Source organism: Ruegeria sp. BE3, from assembly GCF_056538865.1.
This window is the reverse complement of the sequence record NZ_JBQFTW010000001.1, coordinates 391,948-409,859: the sequence shown is the minus strand read 5'-3', so window position 1 is coordinate 409,859 and position 17,912 is coordinate 391,948. Positions and strand designations below refer to the sequence as shown.

21 protein-coding genes are annotated in these 17,912 nt (G+C 57.1%); 7 read left to right on the top strand and 14 right to left on the bottom strand.

Going from position 1 to position 17,912, the window contains the following annotated elements; all coding sequences use genetic code 11:
• Positions 1 to 71: 71 nt before the first annotated feature.
• Genes ACR0AZ_RS01970 through ACR0AZ_RS01945 form a run of 6 tightly spaced genes read right to left on the bottom strand, consistent with a single transcriptional unit; the run spans position 72 to position 5,300 of the window.
• Positions 72 to 1,010 (bottom strand): HAD-IIA family hydrolase, encoded by a 939-nt coding sequence (locus tag ACR0AZ_RS01970; RefSeq protein ID WP_480666644.1) that lies wholly within the window; start codon positions 1,008 to 1,010, stop codon positions 72 to 74.
• Entirely contained in the window at positions 974 to 1,789 is an 816-nt protein-coding gene (phnE, locus tag ACR0AZ_RS01965) for a phosphonate ABC transporter, permease protein PhnE (protein WP_480660912.1), read from the bottom strand. The genes ACR0AZ_RS01970 and phnE (ACR0AZ_RS01965) overlap by 37 nt, the downstream gene beginning before the upstream one ends.
• On the bottom strand, positions 1,789 to 2,604 hold the full coding sequence (phnE, locus tag ACR0AZ_RS01960) for a phosphonate ABC transporter, permease protein PhnE (RefSeq protein ID WP_480666643.1): 816 nt from the start codon (positions 2,602 to 2,604) through the stop codon (positions 1,789 to 1,791). Before phnE (ACR0AZ_RS01960) ends, phnE (ACR0AZ_RS01965) begins: the two co-directional genes overlap by 1 nt.
• Complete coding sequence (phnC, locus tag ACR0AZ_RS01955; RefSeq protein WP_170352080.1) at positions 2,601 to 3,395, bottom strand: phosphonate ABC transporter ATP-binding protein; 795 nt, start codon at positions 3,393 to 3,395, stop codon at positions 2,601 to 2,603. Before phnC ends, phnE (ACR0AZ_RS01960) begins: the two co-directional genes overlap by 4 nt.
• 60 nt (positions 3,396 to 3,455) lie before the next feature.
• A complete protein-coding gene (phnD, locus tag ACR0AZ_RS01950; RefSeq protein WP_480469231.1) occupies positions 3,456 to 4,430 on the bottom strand; it encodes a phosphate/phosphite/phosphonate ABC transporter substrate-binding protein in 975 nt (324 codons plus the stop codon).
• Between the two features lie 60 nt (positions 4,431 to 4,490).
• Entirely contained in the window at positions 4,491 to 5,300 is an 810-nt protein-coding gene (locus tag ACR0AZ_RS01945) for a DeoR/GlpR family DNA-binding transcription regulator (protein WP_480666642.1), read from the bottom strand.
• 244 nt (positions 5,301 to 5,544) lie between these two features.
• Here ACR0AZ_RS01945 and ACR0AZ_RS01940 point away from each other — a divergent pair, with 244 nt between their 5' ends.
• From ACR0AZ_RS01940 to ACR0AZ_RS01920, 5 genes are read left to right on the top strand one after another with little or no spacing between them, the layout of a single operon-like run.
• Complete coding sequence (locus ACR0AZ_RS01940) at positions 5,545 to 6,009, top strand: NUDIX hydrolase (RefSeq protein WP_480469229.1); 465 nt, start codon at positions 5,545 to 5,547, stop codon at positions 6,007 to 6,009.
• 57 nt (positions 6,010 to 6,066) lie between these two features.
• Positions 6,067 to 7,092: an ABC transporter substrate-binding protein gene (locus ACR0AZ_RS01935; protein WP_480469228.1), complete on the top strand. Its 1,026-nt coding sequence runs from the start codon at positions 6,067 to 6,069 to the stop codon at positions 7,090 to 7,092.
• Positions 7,093 to 9,309, top strand: a complete 2,217-nt coding sequence (locus tag ACR0AZ_RS01930) for an ABC transporter permease (protein WP_480469227.1) — start codon at positions 7,093 to 7,095, stop codon at positions 9,307 to 9,309.
• Positions 9,306 to 10,376 (top strand): ABC transporter ATP-binding protein, encoded by a 1,071-nt coding sequence (locus ACR0AZ_RS01925; RefSeq protein WP_480469226.1) that lies wholly within the window; start codon positions 9,306 to 9,308, stop codon positions 10,374 to 10,376. The genes ACR0AZ_RS01930 and ACR0AZ_RS01925 overlap by 4 nt, the downstream gene beginning before the upstream one ends.
• On the top strand, positions 10,377 to 10,943 hold the full coding sequence (locus ACR0AZ_RS01920) for a histidine phosphatase family protein (RefSeq protein WP_480666641.1): 567 nt from the start codon (positions 10,377 to 10,379) through the stop codon (positions 10,941 to 10,943).
• Between the two features lie 3 nt (positions 10,944 to 10,946).
• On the opposite strand, the gene ACR0AZ_RS01915 is transcribed toward ACR0AZ_RS01920, so the two are convergent.
• Both ACR0AZ_RS01915 and ACR0AZ_RS01910 read right to left on the bottom strand, forming a co-directional pair.
• Positions 10,947 to 11,738 (bottom strand): inositol monophosphatase family protein, encoded by a 792-nt coding sequence (locus ACR0AZ_RS01915; protein WP_480666640.1) that lies wholly within the window; start codon positions 11,736 to 11,738, stop codon positions 10,947 to 10,949.
• A gap of 242 nt (positions 11,739 to 11,980) precedes the next feature.
• Positions 11,981 to 12,430 (bottom strand): low molecular weight protein-tyrosine-phosphatase, encoded by a 450-nt coding sequence (locus ACR0AZ_RS01910; protein ID WP_480469223.1) that lies wholly within the window; start codon positions 12,428 to 12,430, stop codon positions 11,981 to 11,983.
• A gap of 27 nt (positions 12,431 to 12,457) precedes the next feature.
• Between ACR0AZ_RS01910 and ACR0AZ_RS01905 the strand changes: the two genes are divergently transcribed.
• Together ACR0AZ_RS01905 and ACR0AZ_RS01900 are read left to right on the top strand one after the other, a co-directional pair.
• On the top strand, positions 12,458 to 13,159 hold the full coding sequence (locus ACR0AZ_RS01905) for an NAD-dependent deacylase (protein WP_480469222.1): 702 nt from the start codon (positions 12,458 to 12,460) through the stop codon (positions 13,157 to 13,159).
• Between the two features lie 64 nt (positions 13,160 to 13,223).
• Positions 13,224 to 13,832: an HdeD family acid-resistance protein gene (locus tag ACR0AZ_RS01900; RefSeq protein ID WP_480469221.1), complete on the top strand. Its 609-nt coding sequence runs from the start codon at positions 13,224 to 13,226 to the stop codon at positions 13,830 to 13,832.
• A gap of 92 nt (positions 13,833 to 13,924) precedes the next feature.
• Here ACR0AZ_RS01900 and ACR0AZ_RS01895 read toward each other — a convergent pair whose 3' ends face one another.
• The 6 genes from ACR0AZ_RS01895 to meaB all read right to left on the bottom strand — a co-directional run bounded on the left by ACR0AZ_RS01895 (position 13,925) and on the right by meaB (position 17,878).
• Positions 13,925 to 14,365 carry a copper chaperone PCu(A)C gene (locus tag ACR0AZ_RS01895; RefSeq protein ID WP_480469220.1) on the bottom strand — a complete coding sequence of 147 codons (441 nt, stop codon included), beginning with the start codon at positions 14,363 to 14,365 and terminating at the stop codon, positions 13,925 to 13,927.
• A gap of 48 nt (positions 14,366 to 14,413) precedes the next feature.
• On the bottom strand, positions 14,414 to 14,764 hold the full coding sequence (locus ACR0AZ_RS01890; protein WP_480666639.1) for a hypothetical protein: 351 nt from the start codon (positions 14,762 to 14,764) through the stop codon (positions 14,414 to 14,416).
• Positions 14,765 to 14,838: 74 nt separating this feature from the next.
• On the bottom strand, positions 14,839 to 14,982 hold the full coding sequence (locus tag ACR0AZ_RS01885) for a hypothetical protein (RefSeq protein WP_480469218.1): 144 nt from the start codon (positions 14,980 to 14,982) through the stop codon (positions 14,839 to 14,841).
• Between the two features lie 185 nt (positions 14,983 to 15,167).
• Complete coding sequence (gene rpmB, locus ACR0AZ_RS01880; RefSeq protein WP_008756960.1) at positions 15,168 to 15,455, bottom strand: 50S ribosomal protein L28; 288 nt, start codon at positions 15,453 to 15,455, stop codon at positions 15,168 to 15,170.
• A 169-nt stretch (positions 15,456 to 15,624) separates the two neighbouring features.
• Entirely contained in the window at positions 15,625 to 16,767 is a 1,143-nt protein-coding gene (locus ACR0AZ_RS01875) for a Hint domain-containing protein (RefSeq protein WP_480666637.1), read from the bottom strand.
• 127 nt (positions 16,768 to 16,894) lie between these two features.
• Positions 16,895 to 17,878 (bottom strand): methylmalonyl Co-A mutase-associated GTPase MeaB, encoded by a 984-nt coding sequence (gene meaB, locus ACR0AZ_RS01870; protein ID WP_480469216.1) that lies wholly within the window; start codon positions 17,876 to 17,878, stop codon positions 16,895 to 16,897.
• Positions 17,879 to 17,912 lie beyond the last annotated feature (34 nt).

Below are 17,912 nucleotides of genomic sequence, written 5' to 3'. Positions count from 1 at the left end.
GGGGCGGCTAAGCCCGAGAGATCTGCTATTCGAGTTGGACTAAATATCCATCGAAAGAGAATGCCCTAAACTCAGGGGCGGGTTACCACAAAGTTCGGTACTATCCCTGCCTGCCTGATCGCTGCTTCGACATCATGCCCTGCAAAGAACCCAAATCCTGAGATGAGTGCCGAAGCTATGCCCGCACTGCGTGCGCCCAGAACGTCGGTGTGCAGGCTGTCACCAACCATCAGAACGCGGGACTTGTCGATGTGCCCGAGGCGTTGGAACGCAAGGTCATAGATGTTGGCGAAAGGCTTGCCAAAGAACTGAGGGACGACACCTGTCCGATCTGCCAGCCGGTGCGCAAAAAGGCCGGGCTCTTGGGAAAAACCGTATTCACGAGGAGCGACAATGTCGGGGTTGCCGACCATTACCGGGCGGGGGCGCTCCAGCAAGGCGGCCTCCAACATGGCCTGACGCGTTTCGGTCCATACTGCCGACCCGATCATCAGAAACCCGTCGACGGTTTCGTAGGGCGTCGGGTCATCTTCCAGGTAGGATAGCTTCAGCCCCTCCAAATCTCGAAGACCGGCGCTGGGGGTTGCCATCAATCCCCAGTGCAATTCACTTTGGCCGTTTAGCTCAGACAACAATGTGGCCCGGCTAGTGATCACATCCTGCGGTGCGAAGTCATAGCCGAGCCTGGAATATTTCTCCAAAAGAGTTGCGTGGGGAAACCCCGCGGCATTCGACACGACCAGAACACGCTTGCCGGCGGCTTGCAGTGACCTGACCCGATCCGGCGTCTCCGGGATCGCCGTGTCGCCAATATTAAGAACTCCGAAGGCGTCGAGGAGAAACACGTCGAACTCATGAGCGATATCCTCTAGCGTCTCGACCTGACGATAGCTCACTTCAGTTGTGCAGGTTTTCGGAAGGCGGTGTCGTACCGCCTCGTAGGCTTCAAAAGCCTCTTGCGCAGAGAAACCGGTCAAATGATGGCCCCTCGTACTTTCGCCGAAACCCATTCGCTGATCATGACCGCGACAAGAATTACAATCAGGATCAGGCTGACTTGTGGCCAAGCCAGAACGTTGAGTGAAGCTGACAATTGCAACCCGATGCCGCCGGCTCCGACCAGCCCAAGCACTGTGGATTCGCGGATGTTGATATCCCAACGGAAGACAGCAATGCCTGCAAAAGCGGGTAGAATTTGCGGAACGATTCCGTAAGCCATGACCTGCCAACGCGATGCACCGGTTGCCGTGATAGCCTCGACCTGAGAGTGATCAATTTCCTCGATTGCTTCATAAAGAAGCTTTGCACAGAACCCGATTGAACGGATGGCGATTGCTATGACACCGGCAAAGACACCCGGACCAATAATCGCGATTAGCAAAAGCGCCCAGATCAACGAGTTGATTGAGCGGGTCGAGACAATGATCAACAGGGCAATGGGTCGGATGAACAAAGCCGATGGTGTGGTGTTGCGGGCCGCTAAAAAGGCAACCGGAACGGCCATGCACAGAGCGATGATTGTACCCAGGGTGGCGATGTTCAGAGTATCCCAAATCGGACGGCCCAGTTGGGTGATGTAGTCCCATTTGGGAGGCGTTGCACGGGTCCAGATATCGTTGGCGATGCGGGGCGCGTCCCAGACGAAAAACCAGGTCGTTGATTCCGAGATGAACTGCCAGCAGTAGACAAAGACTGCCACGCCCAACAGCCAGCCGAACCATCGAACCAGACTTTGACCCGTCGTTCGCCGGCGCCAGATTTGTGTGTCGTCGCGTTCAAGTACCGGCATTACTGAACCCTCGCGCGGATAATTCCGGAAAGGTATTCAAGTGCCATGACGATCCCGATGATGAGTATAAGAATGGCTGCTGCCGTGTCGTATTCATAGCGATCAAACGCAGTGTTCAATGTTGCACCGATACCGCCAGCGCCCACGAGCCCAAGAATTGCGCTTTCTCGGAAATTGATGTCGATCCGATACATGGAAAGCCCCACAAGCCGCGGCATCACCTGAGGCTGAACGCCATAGTTGATCCATTGTGGCCAGCGCGCGCCAGAGGCCTTGATCGCCTCGGCCTGAACCTTGTCCATGGCTTCGATATCTTCGGCCAGAAGTTTAGAGAGAAACCCAATGGTCGCGAAGGAAAGCGTAAGAAACCCTGCCAGTGGACCAAAGCCGAAGATAGCCACCAGCAAAATGGCGACGATGATCTCTTGCAATGCTCGACTTATCGCGACGATGCCCCGGCAAATCATGTAGATTGGCAGCGGAGCGATATTGCGGGCCGCACCCAATCCAATCGGGATCGAAATCAGGATGCCCACGACCGACGCAGCCACGGTCATTATGATACTTTCCAGAAGGCCGCTCCAAATGTCTGACCACCGTGAAATGAAGTCCGGGCTGGTAAACGCAAGTACAAATGCCCACCCCCGGTCCAGTCCTTCATAGACCCGACCCCAATCAACTTCGATGGTCATAAAGGCCGCGATCAGGTAGGCGAAAAAACCCAAGAACAATGCCCAGCGGAGCAACGGGTTTTTGACAAAGGCAGGCTTACGCCAACCCTTTCCCAACATGTCGTCTAGTTCTCGATGGCTCATTCCGCAGCCTCGACATCTTCATCTTCGTCGACTTTTTCGATGGTCGCTTCCCAGTCCTCTTCCCCATAGATTTCGGTCAGCTTCTCGGGGGTAAGGCCTGTTGGAAGACCGTCATAAACGATTTCGCCAAAGCGGAGGCCCACGACGCGCGGAACGAACATTTGGGCAAGCGCCACATCATGGATATTGATAATGGCCGCCAGTCCGCGTTCCTGACACAGCTCGGTGATCAGGCGCATAATCTGGCGACTGGTCTTTGGGTCCAGCGACGCAGTCGGCTCATCAACCAGCAACAGTTTCGGGTTCTGAATCAAGGCGCGGCAGATGCCGACCCTTTGGCGTTGACCACCGGACAGTTCATCCGCACGTTTGTCGGCCATATGTAAAAGCCCTACCCGATCAAGCAGGCGGAAGGCCTCGTCGACATCCGATTGCGGATACCGCCGCAGAAAGCTGCGCCAGAACCCCACATATCCCAGCCGTCCCGACAACACGTTTTCCATCACCGTGAGGCGTTCGACCAAGGCATATTCCTGAAAGATCATGCCCATTTCACGGCGCGCTTTCCGCAAGGCGCCCGATCCGAGTTTGGTCAGGTCCACGTCATCCAGAAGGACGCCACCGCTTGTGGGTTCAACCAACCGGTTAATGCAGCGGATCATGGTCGATTTGCCTGCCCCCGAGGGCCCAATCAACGCAAGAACCTGTCCTTTTGGAACCTCAAGATCAATGGCCTTCAGAGCCTGATCTCCGGTTTTGTATGTTTTCGTCAGCTTTTGAAGACGCAGCATAAAATGCCCCAGATTAGGGTGAATAGCGGGCCCTTTCAGGCCCGCCGAATTAGCCAAAGATCACTGGCAGGCGTAGGAGACGCCATTTGCTGCGTCAATCTTACGGATGACATCCCAGAATTCCTGATAGGTCATCTCAAGGAACTGGCCTTCGTTCGATTTCGAGAACTCAGCTTCCAGGGTCGTGCCGTCCCAGTCAAAGTTGAAGAAGGCATTGCGGATCTTCTCTTGTAACTCGGGCGTCAGGTTGTAGACGGTACCAAACCCGGTGGTTGGAAAGGTCTGCGACTTGTAGATCGTTACAACATCATCTTCCTTGATCACATCGCGCAAGATCATCCGCGATTTTACCGAGTTCGCGATCGACGCCGCCAGGTAATCCTTGTTGGCAACACCCAGGATCGAGTTGTCGTGCTTGCCCGAGTAGACAGGTTCGAAATCCCGTTCGGGCAAAAGATCAAAGTCGCTTTTCAGGATTGCCGAGGGCGCTTTGAAGCCTGAGTTGGATGTGGGTGAGGTAAAGGCCAGTTGCTTGCCCTTGATGTCCTCGACCTTTTCGATGCCCGAACCCGGATAAGTGATGATTTCCATCTCATAACCGAAATTACCGTCTTTCGAAGCCATGATCGTGAATGGCCGGAACCCGGCGCAGTTTACCGCCAACGGGTTAGAGCCGGTGTTGAAGCCCGCGATATGCAGACGCCCAGAACGCATCGCTTCGATCTGGGCCGCATTGTTCTGAACTGGAAAGAAGACAACGTCCTTGCCGGTTTCCGCTTTCAAGTGGTCAAGAAAATCAGACCAGGCGGTTTTGTATACGGCGGGATCTTCAACCGGCGTATATGCAAAAATCAGGGTGTCAGGATCAATTTGTTCAGAGGGATCGGTGGGGATATCCGCAATCAAATCCCCATCTGCGTCACAAAAACGCTCGTCCAGGTCACCGCGCGGACAATCCTGCGCCGACGCCGTCCCGCTCAGCGACATGAGCGCGATTGCGGATGCCCCAATCAACAGTTTGATATCGATCTTCATATTTTCCTCCCAGTCATTCGCGGTCCTCTATCGATCCGCTGTTAATGAATCATGTCTTGCCTACCCGGCGACGAGAATATCGACCTCGGCGCCCTCAATAGCGTTACGCAATTCTCCTGTTGGTTTTTTGTCGGTAACTATAGAATCCAGGCCGTTGATATCTCCCACTTGGGACAGACCCTTGCGGCCGAACTTCCCGGAATCAATAAGAAGATGTCGCTTTTCGGCACGCGTCAGCATCATCCTCTTTACTGCAGCAAAACCCTGCACTGTCTCTGACGGACCTTCGGTAGAGAAGCCCGAAGATCCGATCATGCACCTGTCGACGTTGAAACGGGACAGAAATTCCAGCGTTTCGGTTCCGATCGTTGCAGATTCAGTTGCCAGATATTCCCCCGGACACAACAGCACCTGCGCAGCCCCATGGCCGAGGGTCATCGCAACGGGAATTGAATTGGTAATCACCGTGCAATGGGTGCCGAGATAAGCCAGCGCACGCGCCATCTCGATGGTGGTCGAGCCGGAATCGATCATGACCGTTTCACCGGCCCGGATCAGTTCTGCCGCCGTAACACCTATCCGCTCGCGTTCCTCAACCTGCGCATTTGTCCGTTCATCCAAACCTGGATAGTGCCCTTGCGCAGGGGCTGATGCCCCCCCATGCGCGCGCGCGATCAAGCCGTCATTCGACAGGGCATCGAAATCCCTGCGTACCGTCTCGTTGGAGACGTTGAACCGTTGTGCGAGTTCGTTGATGCGAACGTGCGGGCGCAACTTCAACTCCAACAATATCTGTTGGCGCCGGTCGGACTTCTTGACCCTGCTCTGGTTCTTCTCAGACACTTTACCGCGCGTTTTGGTTTTGGACATCCGACGACCCGACTAGGTTTCGAAATCTACTTTTGTGGGCTTTCGGACATTTTGCAATAATTTTTGTTGCATAACCCTCGAAAGGTTGTGAGAATTCGAGAAGTTCCAAATATTTCAAAGCACAGAGTAAAGATGCACAGACTGATCAAATTCAGAATGAAAATCGAAGGGACGTCTTAACCAGCCAATTTGCTAGTAAGGCAGTTTCCTTTTGGGATTTGATCATATGGCATTGAGAGACAGTATGAGCGACGGCGAAACGGCAGATCAGATTGCGGCGCTTCCGATGCGCTGGGACAAGGCTGGCAAGTTGCGTGTTCTGATGGTCACTTCACGAGATACTGGTCGGTGGGTTATCCCAAAGGGATGGCTGATGGACGGCAAAAAGCCATGGCATGCCGCTGAAATAGAAGCTCAGGAAGAAGCGGGCGCAGTCGGTACGATCTCGAAACGGTCAATCGGCCATTTTTTCTACGACAAGCGGTACGAAGGTCGAAGCAGCGTTCGTTGCCGCGTCACCCTTTATCCAATGGTCGTTGAAAAGCTGAAGCGACGCTGGAAGGAAGAAGGTGAGCGGACGCGTCACTGGTTTTCACCGGCAAAAGCCGCAAAGCTGGTCGAAGAAAGAGACCTGTCACAATTGCTGAAAAATCTAACAGACGATCAAGAAGTTAAATCTGTCGTGAAGAAGCTTCGAAAAGCTGCTTGAGGAAAGACATAAAAGACCGGGAAGCCGGGATGCATTAAGCACAAAAGGGAGGAAAAGATGAGAAAATTGACATCCACTGCAGTCGGATCACTGATTGCCCTTGCCGCGTCACTGTCGGCAGCACAGGCCGAGAAGCTGACCCTCTATTGTTCGGCGCAAGAAGATTGGTGCCAACTGATGGCGCGCAGCTTTGAAGATGCGACCGGCATCGACGTCAATATGACGCGAAAATCGTCAGGCGAGACCTTTGCGCAAATCCGCGCCGAAAGTTCGAACCCCAAAGGAGACGTCTGGTGGGGTGGCACGGGTGATCCGCATTTGCAAGCCGCTGAAGAAGGTCTGACAATGGAATATGTATCGCCAATGCGCGACCAGCTTCATGATTGGGCGATATCTCAGGCCGAGAGTGCTGGCAATAGGACGATCGGCATCTATTCGGGCGCGCTTGGATATGGCTACAACGCCGATCTTGTGGCGGCAAACAACCTGCCCGAACCTGCCTGCTGGAAAGACCTGCTGAAGCCCGAATACAAAGGGCACGTTCAGATGGCCAACCCGAACTCGTCGGGCACGGCCTATACGACGCTGGCCTCAATGGTGCAGATCTTCGGTGAGGATGAAGGCTTTGAGTTCATGAAGGGCCTGCATTCGAACATCAACCAATATACCAAGTCAGGCTCGGCGCCGATCAAGGCCGCCGGTCGTGGCGAGAACACAATTGGTATCGTCTTCATGCATGACGCCGTGAAACAGGCCGTTTCCGGGTTCCCGATCAAGGTCGTCGCACCCTGCGAAGGCACCGGGTACGAAATTGGCTCCATGTCGATTATTGACGGAGCCCGCAACGAAGAAGAGGCGAAGAAGTTCTATGACTGGGCCCTGTCGCCCGAAGCTCAGAACCTTGCCCTTCAAGTCAACGCGTTTCAGGTGCCATCGAACAAGGGCGCGGAAACTTCGGAAAGCGCGCCTGACATGAGCCAGATCAAGCTGATTGACTACGACTTTAAAAAGTATGGCTCGTCAGACGAACGGAAGCGTCTATTGCAAAAATGGGACGAAGAGGTTTCGACTCTGCCGCAATAAATGACTGACCAGAACTCAAAAACGACCCATCCGGTCCTGATCTTTTGGATCATCGCCGGGTGGGTCGGATTCTGCCTGCTGCCCTGGTACATGGTTGACGGCGGCCTGTGGTCGTTCGAGTGGCTTTTGGATGGCTACCCGTTCGATGAGGATTATGCCCCCGCTGCGTTTCTGATTGGACAAGGCGAAAAACTTTGGCTCGCTCCGCTTCTAATCGCCCTCGCCCTCCCGCTTCTGGTGTTGAAGCGCACCAAATCTGACCCGCTTTACGCCCGCATGCTGATCCTGTCCGGAGCGCTCGGCTTTGGCTGGCTGATCGCTCAGGGATTCAGCATCGGTATCAGGGGCTTCAACTTCGATTGGTTGGAGGCGATGTTTGGCGAACTTGGCGATCGTCAGTTCGGCATGGGCTATGGCGCGATGATATGTGCCTCGAGCTTTCTGTTCCTGCTTACTCAGGGGATCGCGGCAAGGGGTGCCATTAACGGTGATGTATTTGTCGTCAGCGCTATCGGCGGCGTAATTACAATTGTCACCGCGTTTGTCTTTTTCCCTATCGCCAAGATGCTTTTCGCAGCCTTCATCACCGAAGACGGTGCGTATTCCATCGCGGTATTCTTCTCGAAGTTTTTTGATGATCGACTGTGGGGTCTGGGGTGTTTTCAGGGCGCGCGCTGCGGTGCCGCCTGGAATTCACTGTTCCTCGCCATCCTTGTCGGCGTCATCACCACGGTCCTGGGTCTGTGCTTCGCGTTGGTCGTGACGCGCTCGGGCTTTCGCTACAAGCGCGCACTGCGGGCCCTGACGGTTTTGCCAATAATCACCCCGCCATTCGTGATCGGCCTAGCGCTCATCCTGCTTTTTGGCCTGTCCGGCTCTGTCACCCGTTTTTTTGCCGAACTTCTCGGCACACAACCGACGCGCTGGCTTTACGGAATGCCAGGCATTCTGATCGCGCAGACACTCGCGTTTACGCCAATTGCGTTTCTCGTACTCATAGGCGTGGTTGAAGGCGTCTCTCCGTCGATGGAGGAAGCAGCCCAAACGCTCCGCGCCAGCAGATGGCAGACGTTCAAGACGGTTTCCTTGCCCCTGATGCGACCGGGTCTTGCGAACGCATTTCTTCTGGGCTTCATCGAAAGCATGGCTGATTTCGGAAACCCGCTTGTATTGGGCGGGAATTTCGACGTGCTGTCGACCGAGATATTCTTCGCAATCGTCGGTGCTCAATACGATCAGGGCCGAGCCGCGGTTCTAGCCATGGTTCTGCTATTCTTTACTCTTTCGGCCTTTTATGCGCAGCGCGTCTGGCTGGGAAAGAAGAGCTACACAACCGTCACAGGCAAAGGCGATGCGGGAGTGCATCCGTTGATGCCAACCGGCCTTTCGGTTCCTGTACTGCTCATCGCTTTGGGTTGGGCACTGTTCACAATTATTGTCTATGCGATGATCATCTACGGCAGTGTGGTCGAGCTGTGGGGAGTCGATAATTCACTGACAATCAAGCACTACATCACCGCATTCTCAGTTCGCTTCGAAGAAGAGGGCATACGCTGGACCGGCGCCGCGTGGGACAGTTTCTGGACCACCATCACAATCGCAGCCATTGCAGCGCCATTGACTGCCGCCGTTGGGCTGGTAACGGCCTATCTGCTGACCAGACAGAGTTTTGCGGGCAAGAACGCCTTTGAGTTCGGCACCATGCTGTCCTTCGCCATCCCCGGCACGGTAATTGGCGTTAGCTACATTCTGGCCTTCAATGTTCCGCCAATCGAAATCACTGGCACAGGCGTCATCCTCGTGGTCAGCTTCATCTTCCGAAACATGCCGGTCGGCGTTCGTGCGGGAATCGCGAGCATGTCACAGCTGGACCGCAGTCTTGATGAATCCTCGCTGACTCTTGGCGCGAACTCATGGCAGACGTTCCGAAATGTCATCCTTCCGCTGCTGCGCCCTGCGATACTTGCTGCGCTTGTCTACAGTTTTGTTCGGGCCATGACGGCAATCTCAGCCGTCATCTTTCTGGTCAGCGCGGAGTATGACATGGCAACCAGCTACATCATCGGTCGGGTCGAGAATAACGACTATGGCCTTGCGATCGCCTATTCGACGACGCTGATCTTCGTGATGCTCGCGGCAGTCGGCTTATTGCAACTTCTCGTCGGCCGGGTCCAGATTGGCCGGCGCACGCAGCACGGAACGGAGACATCGCCATGACCGACACCAAAATCGGTTCCAAGGCCGCCCCGGTACGCTTTGAGGATGTGTCGAAAGTGTTCGGCAAGGACGTCGTCGCCGTCGATAACATCAATCTGCACGTAGAGGCGGGAAAACTCGTCACACTACTTGGTCCGTCGGGCTGCGGAAAAACAACAACGCTGCGCATGATTGCAGGGTTGGAGATGGCAAGCTCTGGCAAGATCCTGATTGGTGACCGGGACGTGACCAAACTGCCAGCCACCGACCGCGACGTATCCATGGTATTTCAGTCATACGCTCTGTTCCCTCATATGAGCGTGCTGGAGAACGTGATGTATGGCCTCACATTCTCGGGCTTTGCAAAAGATGAGGCTCGCAGCCGCGCATTGTATGGTTTGGAGTTGGTTGGTCTTCAGGGGTTCGACAATCGCCTTCCTTCGGAACTATCCGGCGGCCAGCAACAGCGTGTTGCCGTCGCGCGCGCGCTGGTTCTTGAACCACAAGTGTTGCTGTTCGACGAGCCGCTGTCCAATCTCGACGCCAAACTTCGCCGTCAGGTGCGTGAGGACATTCGGGCAATCCAGCAAGACCTTGGCCTGACAGTGGTTTACGTGACCCACGATCAGGAAGAGGCACTGGCGGTCTCGGATGAGATTGTTGTTATGCGTAACGCAGCGATCGCTCAAATAGGCACTCCACGCCAGCTTTACGATGCCCCCAATGACCGGTTTGTTGCCGATTTCATAGGCGAGGCAAACCTTTTGAATTGCCAGATTGTTGATATCGATGGCGACGTGGCAACCATCGAGATCGAAGGCTATCGCCATACGCTGCCACACCGCGGATTGTCCGAAGGGACAGCGACCATCGCGGTGCGACCCTCACGTCTGGTGATCGGTTCCAATCAGGGCATACCGGCCACGGTGGCCAAGGCGACTTATGTGGGCGTTCGGATGGAATACACGCTGACAGGTGAATTTGGACAGGTGTTTGCCGTCCACGACGATGTTGATGCGCCGCTTGAACCCGGCACCGAAATCAGGATGGGTTTTACCGAAAAAGGGCCAGTGCTTTTGCCAGACTAAATGCCGAAACTTATTGTCATCACACACCCCGAGGTCTCAATCGATCCGGACGTCCCGATCACAGATTGGGGTCTGAGCGCGACGGGCCGCAGACGCGCCACTGAATTTGCAACCAGTGAAATCTTGTCGAATATCACGCAAATCTGGGCAAGCAACGAGCAAAAGGCCCATGAAACAGGCACAATTCTTGCTGCACTACGAACGCTTCCCGTGAATTACCATTTGGGTCTTGGCGAGAACGACCGCAGCGCTACCGGTTATTTGCCCCGGGACGAATTCGAGGCAGCGGCTGATGCTTTCTTTGCTCAGCCGGAAGTCAGCTATCGCGGTTGGGAAACAGCTATCGAGGCGCAGATACGCATTCATCGAACAGTCACCGAGATTATCCAGACGCATGACACCGGTGATCTTGCAATTGTTACGCACGGAGCGGTCGGCACGTTGCTATGGTGCGCACTGTCGGAGTGTTCGATAGACCGTAAACACGACCAGCCCTCACAAGGCCATTTCTGGCAGGCAGATTTAAAGACGCTTAGGCCTAACTCATGTTGGGTCGCCTTGGCATAGACGTTAGGCGTTCCAAGCGCTCTCTGCGATTTCGCGCAGCGTCTCGAACACTTCCGGAGTCCCCACGATTACGCGCCCGCCTTCTCGGATCATCGCATCGGCATTCTGATCCTCAACAACGCCCCCGGCTTCCGAGATCAGCAATTGCCCAGCCAGACAATCCCAGGCGTTCATGTGTTCTTCCACGTAACCCAAAAGTCGCCCAGCAGCGACGTAGGCCAACGAAAGCGCTCCGCTAGCGTTTCTGTGGAACATAGCTCCGTGCTCGATCAGCTTCTCGACAACTGGTAAAACATGGCGGGTCTCGACCCGGTTAGAATACCCCACGGCGACTGTTCCGTCCCGCAGCGCTACCCCTGATGCGACGCGCATTGGTGATCCGTTAAGTGTCGAAGCTTCTCCGCGCGTTGCCACAAAAGTTTCATCCATATTTGGATCGCGGATCACACCTACCGCCGCGTGTCCTCGGGTGACACCGGCAAGAACAATAGTCCATGCTGGTATGCCGTTGACGAAATTCGTTGTCCCATCAATTGGGTCAATCACCCAGTCAAAACCGCTCTCTCCCGTGGCCGCACCGTGCTCTTCACCAAAAACCCCATCTTTGGGCCACGCCTCTGCTATCTTTTGGCGGATGAAAGTTTCGACATTCCTGTCCGCCTCGCTGACCCAGTCCTGAGCGCCTTTTTGATCAACAACAAGACTACCTCGATCCGCGAAGTACTTTTGGGCAATTACCCCAGCCTCCTCGCAGACCGCGATGGCAAAATCTCTGCGTTCTGAAAGTTGAGACATGCGCGGACCTTTTCCGGTTGGAGAATTTCCTTGAGCATTGCAGGTCAAGCGAATGCCTGGCAATCACAGAGTTGTTTCGCTTGTTTTTTGGGACTATTTCGATGCCGCCAGCCTGGAAGGTTTGTATTGAGGATCTCTTCCTCAATCATCCTCACATTTGATAGTCTGCTGATTATTGCCCAGATTGGCCTCTGAAGTCGCCATTAACCCGTTTTGACGCGTCTGAAAAACTGCCAGAGCGATCAGTTTTGGCTCCGCAGGTGAAGCGCGAGCCCGTCCACCGCTGCCTCAATCAAATCCAATGCTCCGTCAAAATCTCGGGTGTAGTACGGATCGGGCACATGGATTGCATCGGTGTGAGGCGCGAATTCGGTTAGAAGGCGGACCGGGGTTCCGTTGCCGTCGGGGCGCAGGGCTTCGATATTGGTGATGTTGTCGGCATCCATGCCAATGATCAGGTCGAAGCGGTAGAAATCCTCGGCCACGAACTGACGGGCGCGCAGGTCGCTGAGGTCAATGTCGCGGGCACGGGCGGCCTGTTGCATCGGGCCGTAGGGCGGGTCTCCGATATGCCAGCCCGAGGTTCCGGCACTGTCGGTCTGATGGTGCGGGGCGCGCGCGCGAAAAACACCCTCGGCGGCGGGAGAGCGGCAGATATTGCCCAGGCAGACGAAAAGGATACGCTGTGTCATAGGACTGGTGTAGCGCGAGAGGCGGGCATGGAAAAGATCGTCATTCTGACCGGGGCCGGGATATCGGCCGAAAGTGGGCTGGGCACCTTCCGCGACGAAGGCGGGCTATGGGCGCAGCACAGGATCGAGGATGTGGCGACGCCCGAGGGTTTTGCCCGAAACCCGGCGCTTGTGCATCAGTTCTACAATGCCCGCCGCGTTCAGGCCGCCAAGGCTCAGCCCAACGCCGCCCATCAGGCGCTGGCGCGGCTGCAGAAGGACTGGCCCGGAGAGGTGGTCATCGTTACCCAGAATGTCGACAGCCTGCACGAGGCCGGAGGGGCAGAGCGGGTGATCCATATGCATGGCACCTTGGCGGGGGCTCTGTGCGGAGTTTGCGGGCACCGTTGGACCTCACCGCCCGAGATGGAGGTGGGCGAACCCTGCCCCGTCTGTCAGCAGCCCTCGGCCCGGCCGGACGTGGTGTGGTTCGGCGAGATGCCTTATTTCATCGATGAAATTTACGATCACCTGACCGAAGCCACCCTGTTTGCCTCAATCGGGACCTCGGGTCAGGTCTATCCTGCGGCGGGTTTCGTGCAAGAGGCGCGGGCTGTGGGCGCGCGAACGGTCGAGTTGAACCTTGAACCGTCTGCCGGAGGCTCGATCTTCGACGAAACCCATCTGGGGCCCGCGTCGGAGGTGATCCCGCGCTGGGTCGACGGGCTGCTGGCCCGCGGCAGCACGTGATAAGGGCAGACAATGGCGCATCCTCCCGTCTATGGTGCAGGAAACAGGAAGCCGAGTGAGTGACATGACTAATCTACCGCCCAAAGATGGAGAGATCCTTGACGAGAGCAGCATCGACGCCCGTGATACGCTGAGCACCAATCTGGCCAGCCTGTGGTGGACTTTTCTGCTGCGCGGGATTCTGGCTGGTCTGATCGGCATCGCAGCTCTGTTCTGGCCCACCAGCAGCATATCGCTGCTGCTGCGGCTGGTCGGGGCGCTGCTGATTTTGGATGGCGCGCTGACCTGGCTGGGGTTCGGGCGGCGCGGGCTGGTCGGCGGCGTCGGGATCGGCACTGCGCTGATCGGACTGGTGCTGCTGATCTGGCCACAGGGTGTGGCTTGGCTGGCATTCACGCTGATGGGGGCAATGGCGCTGTTCGTGGCCATCGGCTCGCTCATGGCGCTGCCGCAGATGCACCCCCAAGACCCGGAACGCGCGACGGTGCGCAACTCAGGCATCTTCGCGCTGATCATTGGTTTGGTGCTGATCTTCTGGCCCGGCAGCGGGATGGTTGCACTGGGCTGGGCGATTGCATTCTTCGCGCTGACCTCTGCCGTAGTGATGTTCTTTCTGGCCGCACGGTTCAAAAAGGCTGGCGATCGGCTGGAAATGCGAGTCGTCAACCGGTAGCGAAACAGGCCGGGCAATGCCCGGCCTGACGCATGGATGACGGCCGCTGCGCGGCCCGAAGACAGGCGTTGATACCAGCCCCTGCCTTTGGCTTATCGCTCTAGATCGACGGGGATTTCGATCTCGACCTCTCCGGCCTGTTCGAAAATCAGCGTAACAGGAACGGTCGCCCCCTGTTCGAACGGAGCCTTGATGCCCATGAACATGACGTGATCACCCCCGCGCTGCAGCATGTGGGTTCCACCGGCCGGAATGGCAAAGCCCTCCTCGACATGCATCATCTTGGCGACGCCGTTGTCATCGACCACGTGCGTGTGAAGCTCGACCCGCGCCGCCACGTCCGAGCTTGCGCCGATCAGGCGGTCGTCGGTGTCGCTCTGGTTCTGGATCATCATGAAGGCCGCACCGGCCTTGGCAGTCTTGCTCGAAGACCGCGCATAGGGGTCGTCGACCGTGATCCCATCAGCGGCCATGGCTCCAGTCGCAAGGGCCACTGTGGTCAGGGTTGCAAGCAGGGTGGATTTGAGAGTCATTTTGACCTCTCCTCAAGTAAATGTCTGAATTTGGTTTGGGAATCGGAATCAGACAAAGAACGGAGGCGCACGTGCCGGGTGCAGCGGCAGCGGTGCGGAAATCAGGTCATGCGACCGCAACAGAGGCGCGGCCTGCATCCGGGACGGGGCCTGAGGTACAACAATGGGCGCTTCGTGGATCGCGCCAAGCAGCGCCAGCGCATAGTCCGGACAATAGTGCGGAGCGTGGGTCGGCTGGCCCTCGGCGTCCATATAGACGACAACGGGCCCCGAGCCGGTGCACAGCACCATCTGCCCGACCGCGCGATCCATACCGCGCGACCCAGCCAGCCCTTGCCCGGTGAGGATCAGCAGCAGGGACAGCGCATAAGGCAGCAATGTGCGAAAAAAGCTCGTCATCTCAGGCCAAGATATAGGCTTCCCTCCCGAACCGCATCAAGCAGAAAGGGAGGGTTGAGACAGTATGGCTCGGTTCAGTTTTTGGGCGGCTTGACCGACTCGGTGTTCAGACCCGTATGCAGACGGTTCACCCGGCGTTGCATCCGGGTGCAGCGCGTCACTGCGGTTATGATCGTGGTTGGCAACAACAACAGGAAATTCGTTACTTTAAAAGACATGAGGCCCCCCTCACCATGAATAGGCGTAAACATATGCAATATTCATCGGGCGTTCTGTGAACAACATCACCAAACGGGGCATTTTATCATTAATTCGAGGACAATCCCGTGCGTGCACGCAGAGACAAAAAAGAAAAAGCCCCACACCGCGAGGTGCAGGGCTGAATTCTCGCTTGAGAAAGCGATCAGGCCGAAGCTTGTGCCTTGGCGATTTCTTTCTTCACTTTCAGAGCGTTCGCGGACAGCTCGTCATCCTTGGCTTTCGCCAGGAACGCGTCCAGACCACCACGGTGGTCGACCGAGCGCAGGGCAGCCGCCGAGATGCGCAGCTTGACGCCGCGGCCCAGGGTTTCGGACTGCAGGGTGACGTCGTTCAGGTTCGGCAGAAAACGACGACGAGTTCTGTTTTTGGCGTGGCTGACATTGTTGCCAGTCATCGGGCCTTTTCCGGTCAGTTCGCAACGGCGCGACATGGTTTCTTCCTTTGTTTCTGGAGGCCGGGTACAAGACCCGCGGCCAAATCACAAGGGGCGCAACCCGAAGTCGCGCCCGAAAACTGGTTGGATGCGTGTAGTGGGAATCGCGCGGAGGGTCAAGACGGCTGCAGCGAAATCTTTGCGCAGGCGCTGAATTCCTTTTCCGCTACATCACCGGGGTCTGCAACAGGGGTTTGTTGTTCCTCAGATGCCGGGCGATCAGCTGTGCCTGCAAACGCCCGCGCGGGATCAGACGGGCCGGGTCCGTGACGTAGTTCATCTCGGCCAGTTCGGGAAAGATTCCGAAGATTTCATGCCGTGATGCAAGACTAAGCGATTTCAGCGCTTCGGGCCCGGTATAGAGGCTTTCGGTCGGGGCATCCTCGGCAAAAATCACTTGGTGGCGGTCGAATAGCAGGTGGAAATACTCGACGCTATCAACGCTGTCATCGACATAGATGCCCGGCAGCGCTGTAAGTTTGATGGCCGGGATCAGCACCTCGGTTTCACCGAACATGCGCTGCGCGATTCTGGACTGCACCAGCATACGGTGCTGGCGCGAAACCAGAAGATCGCGCGCAGGCAACCCACCGCCCAGCGCGCCGGCAAGGATGCGCACGGGCCAGAGTTTGGGATTGGCTTGCAGGTGCGCCCTTTCAAAGCGACGGCGACCGATCCAGCGGATGGGCTGAGGCCCCGGCCCCAATGCGGGGATCAGATCACCGGTGCGCAGGGACTGGATCGGAGCAGACCCATGCGGTGTCGTGATCCGTGTATCGCGGGTAAAACAGGGAATCCCGCTGCCATTTTCAAAGGCGGAATAGGTGACGGTAATGCCCGACGGCAGAGTGAAGGTGCCGCTGGAAATCGAGTAGCCGACCCCATCTTCAACGGTGATGGTACCGAATACATCATCATTGATCACGGTTCCGACCGGTAGGTTCAGCGTATCTGTGCCGCCGCCGCCGCGAATGTCGCCGGTGACCGTGGTGGCGGTGAAGTTCAGCGTGTCGTTGCCGCCGCCCAACCGGATATTGCCAACCGTCGATCCATTGATATCGATGGTGTCAGCATCGGCCCCGCCCGCAACGCGCCCGCCGATCGTACTGCCCGAGACGGTGATTGTGTCAATGCCAGCGTTACCTAGAACATTGCCGGTAATCGTGCTGTTGATGATGTCGATATCGTCATCGCCACCAAGCCCCCGCACACCTGTCACTGGCGGCGTGGCCGGATTCCCGTTCAGGGTACCGTTGTCATTGGTGACATCGATATCATCATTGCCATTGGTGCCGTTGATATCGGGCATTGGCGGCGGCTCCTGAGCATTCAGCCTGACGGTCTAAAGTCTGATGATATCACCATTTTCACCACAGGTCAGCCCAGAGCACAACCTATAGCTGAACTCCGCCGCGTGAACCGGCCCGGATAAAGGGTCAGGCCCGTTCCGGCATCAGCGTGCTCAGCATCTGTTCCGCGGCCGCCGAGGGGCTGAGATGCCCGCTGCTGACCTCAGCCCCAAGACGCTCCATCTCCGAGCGCGACTGCGCGGTCGACAGGCGGGCCAACAGCGCGGCGCGGACCTCCTGCTCGAACCAGTATTGCGCCTGAGCGGCGCGGTTGCTGTCCCAGTGACCGGCCTCTCTCCTCCATTTGGTCAGATCCTGCATCTCGGCCCAGGCCTGGTCGAGCCCGTGTTCTTCGACCGCCGAGACGGTCATGGCCTTGGGAAAGCCCTCGGGGTCTTGCGGGCGTTTCCGCAACAGGCGCAGCGCGCCCGCATAGTCGGCGCAGGTGCGGGTGGCGGTGGCTTTCAGATCGCCATCGGCCTTGTTGATCAGGATGACGTCGGCCATCTCCATGATGCCGCGCTTGACGCCCTGCAACTCATCCCCGCCCGCAGGCGCAAGCAGCAGCAGGAACAGGTCAGACATCTCGGCCACCACGGTTTCCGATTGGCCGACACCGACGGTTTCAATCAACACCACGTCGAACCCGGCCGCCTCGCACAGCGCGATGGCTTCGCGCGTGCGCCGGGCCACACCGCCGAGGTGGCTTTGGCTGGGCGACGGGCGGATAAAGGCGTTTTTCTCGCGGCTCAGCCGCTCCATCCGGGTCTTGTCGCCCAGAATGGACCCGCCCGACCGGGCCGAGCTGGGGTCGACGGCCAGTACGGCAACGCGCAGCCCCTGATCCGTCAGCATCATGCCGAAGCTTTCGATGAAGGTGGACTTGCCCACACCGGGCGTGCCCGACAGCCCGATGCGCAGCGCCTGACGTTCGGCTTTGGCCAGTTGATCGAGCAACGCGGTGGCCTGCGCGCGATGGTCGGCGCGCCCGCTTTCGACAAGCGTGATCGCGCGGGCCAGTGCCCTGCGGTCTCCGTTCAAGATCCTGTCGCCAAGCTCGGCAGTGTTCATTGGTAAGCCCCCGGCTGGAATTTGCCTTAGATGA

Coding starts and splice junctions, on each gene's coding strand:
- ACR0AZ_RS01970 (WP_480666644.1), bottom strand. CDS start 1,010: ATGGGTTTCGGCGAAAGTACGAGGGGCCATCATTTGACCGGTTTCTCT.
- phnE (WP_480660912.1), bottom strand. CDS start 1,789: ATGCCGGTACTTGAACGCGACGACACACAAATCTGGCGCCGGCGAACG.
- phnE (WP_480666643.1), bottom strand. CDS start 2,604: ATGAGCCATCGAGAACTAGACGACATGTTGGGAAAGGGTTGGCGTAAG.
- phnC (WP_170352080.1), bottom strand. CDS start 3,395: ATGCTGCGTCTTCAAAAGCTGACGAAAACATACAAAACCGGAGATCAG.
- phnD (WP_480469231.1), bottom strand. CDS start 4,430: ATGAAGATCGATATCAAACTGTTGATTGGGGCATCCGCAATCGCGCTC.
- ACR0AZ_RS01945 (WP_480666642.1), bottom strand. CDS start 5,300: ATGTCCAAAACCAAAACGCGCGGTAAAGTGTCTGAGAAGAACCAGAGC.
- ACR0AZ_RS01940 (WP_480469229.1), top strand. CDS start 5,545: ATGAGCGACGGCGAAACGGCAGATCAGATTGCGGCGCTTCCGATGCGC.
- ACR0AZ_RS01935 (WP_480469228.1), top strand. CDS start 6,067: ATGAGAAAATTGACATCCACTGCAGTCGGATCACTGATTGCCCTTGCC.
- ACR0AZ_RS01930 (WP_480469227.1), top strand. CDS start 7,093: ATGACTGACCAGAACTCAAAAACGACCCATCCGGTCCTGATCTTTTGG.
- ACR0AZ_RS01925 (WP_480469226.1), top strand. CDS start 9,306: ATGACCGACACCAAAATCGGTTCCAAGGCCGCCCCGGTACGCTTTGAG.
- ACR0AZ_RS01920 (WP_480666641.1), top strand. CDS start 10,377: ATGCCGAAACTTATTGTCATCACACACCCCGAGGTCTCAATCGATCCG.
- ACR0AZ_RS01915 (WP_480666640.1), bottom strand. CDS start 11,738: ATGTCTCAACTTTCAGAACGCAGAGATTTTGCCATCGCGGTCTGCGAG.
- ACR0AZ_RS01910 (WP_480469223.1), bottom strand. CDS start 12,430: ATGACACAGCGTATCCTTTTCGTCTGCCTGGGCAATATCTGCCGCTCT.
- ACR0AZ_RS01905 (WP_480469222.1), top strand. CDS start 12,458: ATGGAAAAGATCGTCATTCTGACCGGGGCCGGGATATCGGCCGAAAGT.
- ACR0AZ_RS01900 (WP_480469221.1), top strand. CDS start 13,224: ATGACTAATCTACCGCCCAAAGATGGAGAGATCCTTGACGAGAGCAGC.
- ACR0AZ_RS01895 (WP_480469220.1), bottom strand. CDS start 14,365: ATGACTCTCAAATCCACCCTGCTTGCAACCCTGACCACAGTGGCCCTT.
- ACR0AZ_RS01890 (WP_480666639.1), bottom strand. CDS start 14,764: ATGACGAGCTTTTTTCGCACATTGCTGCCTTATGCGCTGTCCCTGCTG.
- ACR0AZ_RS01885 (WP_480469218.1), bottom strand. CDS start 14,982: ATGTCTTTTAAAGTAACGAATTTCCTGTTGTTGTTGCCAACCACGATC.
- rpmB (WP_008756960.1), bottom strand. CDS start 15,455: ATGTCGCGCCGTTGCGAACTGACCGGAAAAGGCCCGATGACTGGCAAC.
- ACR0AZ_RS01875 (WP_480666637.1), bottom strand. CDS start 16,767: ATGCCCGATATCAACGGCACCAATGGCAATGATGATATCGATGTCACC.
- meaB (WP_480469216.1), bottom strand. CDS start 17,878: ATGAACACTGCCGAGCTTGGCGACAGGATCTTGAACGGAGACCGCAGG.